This is a genomic window from bacterium, from assembly GCA_023228325.1.
Taxonomy (GTDB): domain Bacteria; phylum Auribacterota; class UBA6266; order UBA6266; family UBA6266; genus UBA6266.
Genome location: JALOBK010000035.1, coordinates 1 through 3,167 on the forward strand (window position 1 = coordinate 1; position 3,167 = coordinate 3,167).

Genomic DNA, 3,167 nt, shown 5'->3' on the forward strand with positions numbered 1-3,167 from the left:
AAAGGCATTTCCCCTCCAAGCTTTTTTAAAATATCCGAACTGGGACCTCCGTCAATTAGAATCTGATGCCTTTGCGGTGTTTCTATGAATACGGTGTGAACACAATACATCATTTTCCTTAACCACCTGGTTTCCTAAGACATCTTGAACCGCTAACGAATCGGGTGCATCAATAGGTACTTTCATTCTTACTTCTGCCATTTCTTCCTCTTTATAAAAGGTAATTTTGTCCACCAATAAGTGAATTATATCAGATTTTTCCTCGTAAGTAGCATTCTGTATTTGTGCCTGTAATTCATCATATAGTTTCCTGAAATGGTCTGCATTCGCTTTAACTTCGTCTTTTCTGAGTATTTTTTGATTCAAAAGGGTGATTTCATTCCTTAGTCTTTCCTCCTCTCTCTTGCATTCGTCTATTTTCTTTTGGTAAACGGCGTAATCCATTGTATCGCTGGTTTCATAGACCTGGTCTATCTTTTTCTTTTTTCTTGCAACAACTTTTAACCTGTTTTCTGACTCGCCTATCTTTTCCTTTGTATCTTCAATCGGAATCTTAACGTCGTAGTCTTTCAACTTATCAATCATATACTCTGGCCTTTCCAGCAACTTTTTAATCGTGTCCCATATTAAATACAACCTCGCCTCACCGACACCGCCACAAAGATGACATCTACTATTTTTTACGGTTCTTTCTTCTTTCCATTTGGGTTCACGACTCCCGTGGTAAAAACGAAACATATTCTGGGTCTCCTTTCTGGGCGGCCTGTTTCCGGCAAATAGTTTGAAACCGCACTTCCCGCAGTACAAAAGCTTATTGAACAAATAAACATTTTTTAAGTTTCTGTCTGCCATTTCACGGTTTTTCAATAATTGTTCCCGGGCAAGCTTAAATTGTGTCTTACTAATGATATTTTTCGTTTTAAACGACACCCACTCGGTTTTGTCTCTTTGCAATCCCACATCTAACAAAACCGACAATCTTTTTTTGCCGTTTTTGTATCTATAGAATTCGTCCGTGCCAGTATAAATAGGATTGCATAGTATCCTGGCAATCGATGACTTGTGCCAATACCCCTTATTTTCTATTTTCCTTCGTTTCTTTAACGCATAACAGGGCATGTTCATTTCATTGGCTCGTTTGTGAATGGCACTCAACGGAAGCTTTTCGGCAACCAGCCATTTAAATAGCGTTCTCACCCATTTCGCCTCTTTTTCGTGGATTACCAATTCTTTATCCTTGTTTAGCCGGTATCCATAAGGCGGGCTTCCCCACACCCATTTTCCGTCTTTAGCGGCACGCTTTCTGCCGCCCTGCATTCGCTCAACGATAATATCTCTCTCAAACTCCGCAAATGTGGCCAGTTGATTAAAAAACGCCCTACCTGCCGAGGTAGAAGTGTCCAGTGCCTGGGTAACGGAACAAAAACTAATGCCCATATCTTTCAAATCGTACACTGCGTTTACTAATATTCGAAGGTTTCTTGCCATTCTGTCTGCCTTATGAACCAATACCATATCAAACTTCTTTTCTTTCGCATCTTCAAAAAGTTTCTTTAACGCTGGCCTTTCTTCGATTGGCAAAGTACCAGAAAAGCCCTCGTCCTTATAAACCCATTCTTGATTCCATATAAACCCCTGCGATTTACAGTAAGCTTTTGCGCTCTCTTCCTGAACGATAAGACCGTAGCGGTCTTCTTTCGCCTTCGTTTTATCTTCAATGCTTTCCCTGAGATATATCGCCGCCCTCGTTTCTTTTTTGTTTTTATTTTCTGTAAACATGTTTTTTATTTTTTAATCTTCTAATAATTCCCTGAGACCGTCGTCTAGGGGCACCACGCCTTGCTTATATAACTCCAAATATTCGTCCTTAAAACATTCGTTTTTTAGTTGCATAAGGCAATAATCGTTGGTTATTATCCCTTGATCGTCTTCATAAGCCGACCTTCTAAGGAATCCCGTAACGACATCTCTCTCTTTCCAGCCGTCGGTCCATCTGCCCATCGCCTTTATCTTCCGCTTCTTTTCGTCAATAAACATGACAGTGCTAAACGCTTTTCTGTTTTTATACATTGACGGACTTTGTTTTTTCTTAATTTTTACAATCCTAAGTTTTTCGTAAGTTGTCGAAACAAACATAATGTTTCTAACCGTTAATAATTTTTGGGCATTCCCTTGAAGTAAAGACGGTAAGTTTCTCCTTCTGGTAGACGATTACGATTTTATCCCCGCATCTGAATCCGTACTTTTCAAGAATTTTGTTTGCAATTCTGATATAAGGAACGGAGCCTGTCGTCCTCGATTTATAACTGACCGTTTGAAATCTTACCGTCTTCCTCATCAAGAATATGGAACCATATTTTGCCATACTGCGGATACGCCGAGTTATTAACAGCGCTGGATTCTTAACATCTACATCTTCTTTTACGATCTTCTATTACATTCTGTTCATATTCCGCAAACATAAGCATCAAATACATTGTGCTTCTGCCAAAAGCAGAAGAAGTATCAAGCGGTTCTGAAACAGATTTTAATACAACTCCATGTTTGCTTAAATCTCCAAGTATTCCGAGCGATAGCTTTAAGTTGCGAGCAAGCCTATCAAGCCTGTAGACGACGACCACGTCAAATTTTTTCTTTTTTGCGTTTTTAACCAATCTTTTTAACGCTGGCCGTTCGTCTACTGATGAAACGCCCGAATAACCGACGTCTTCGTAAATATGCTGGTCATCAACGGTATATCCTTGCATTTTACAAAACTGCCTTAAAACGTTTTTCTGGCTCTCTGGATCGCAATGTCTTGTGTCGTCATGTCTTGCGTCTTCCGAAATCTCATTAGAAGAAACCCGAATGTATAATGCCGCACGATTTTGCTTTTTGTTGTTTGTTTTCATAATTTTGTTAGTTAATTTAGTTAATAATTTTAATGATGTGAACTTTATAGTTTTATAGTCCTTATAGGGAAATATAAAGCTATAAAACTCGGTATCCACCAGCCACCCTTTAAAGATAGTGGGTGGATACCGATGGTTTAATCTTCCTTATTATCCTCATCGTCAAAGTCAGGATCGTCGTCTGGCGGACCATAAACTTCCACCCTACCCTTTTTGCCGGTCTTATCTGCTATAATAATTTCTTTGCTTCTTTTAAGTTCTGCGATAATGCTGGCG

4 protein-coding genes are annotated in these 3,167 nt (G+C 39.3%); all 4 read right to left on the reverse strand.

The genetic code is table 11. From position 1 onward, the window contains the following. Positions 1-51: 51 nt before the first annotated feature. From M0R36_11395 to M0R36_11410, 4 genes are read right to left on the reverse strand one after another with little or no spacing between them, the layout of a single operon-like run. Entirely contained in the window at positions 52-1,779 is a 1,728-nt protein-coding gene (locus tag M0R36_11395; protein ID MCK9556395.1) for a recombinase family protein, read from the reverse strand. Positions 1,780-1,791: 12 nt separating this feature from the next. Then, positions 1,792-2,136 carry a hypothetical protein gene (locus M0R36_11400; protein ID MCK9556396.1) on the reverse strand — a complete coding sequence of 115 codons (345 nt, stop codon included), beginning with the start codon at positions 2,134-2,136 and terminating at the stop codon, positions 1,792-1,794. 7 nt (positions 2,137-2,143) lie between these two features. Then, positions 2,144-2,365 (reverse strand): hypothetical protein, encoded by a 222-nt coding sequence (locus M0R36_11405; protein MCK9556397.1) that lies wholly within the window; start codon positions 2,363-2,365, stop codon positions 2,144-2,146. A 37-nt stretch (positions 2,366-2,402) separates the two neighbouring features. Continuing rightward, on the reverse strand, positions 2,403-2,891 hold the full coding sequence (locus tag M0R36_11410; GenBank protein MCK9556398.1) for a recombinase family protein: 489 nt from the start codon (positions 2,889-2,891) through the stop codon (positions 2,403-2,405). Between the last annotated feature and the right edge of the window lie 276 nt (positions 2,892-3,167).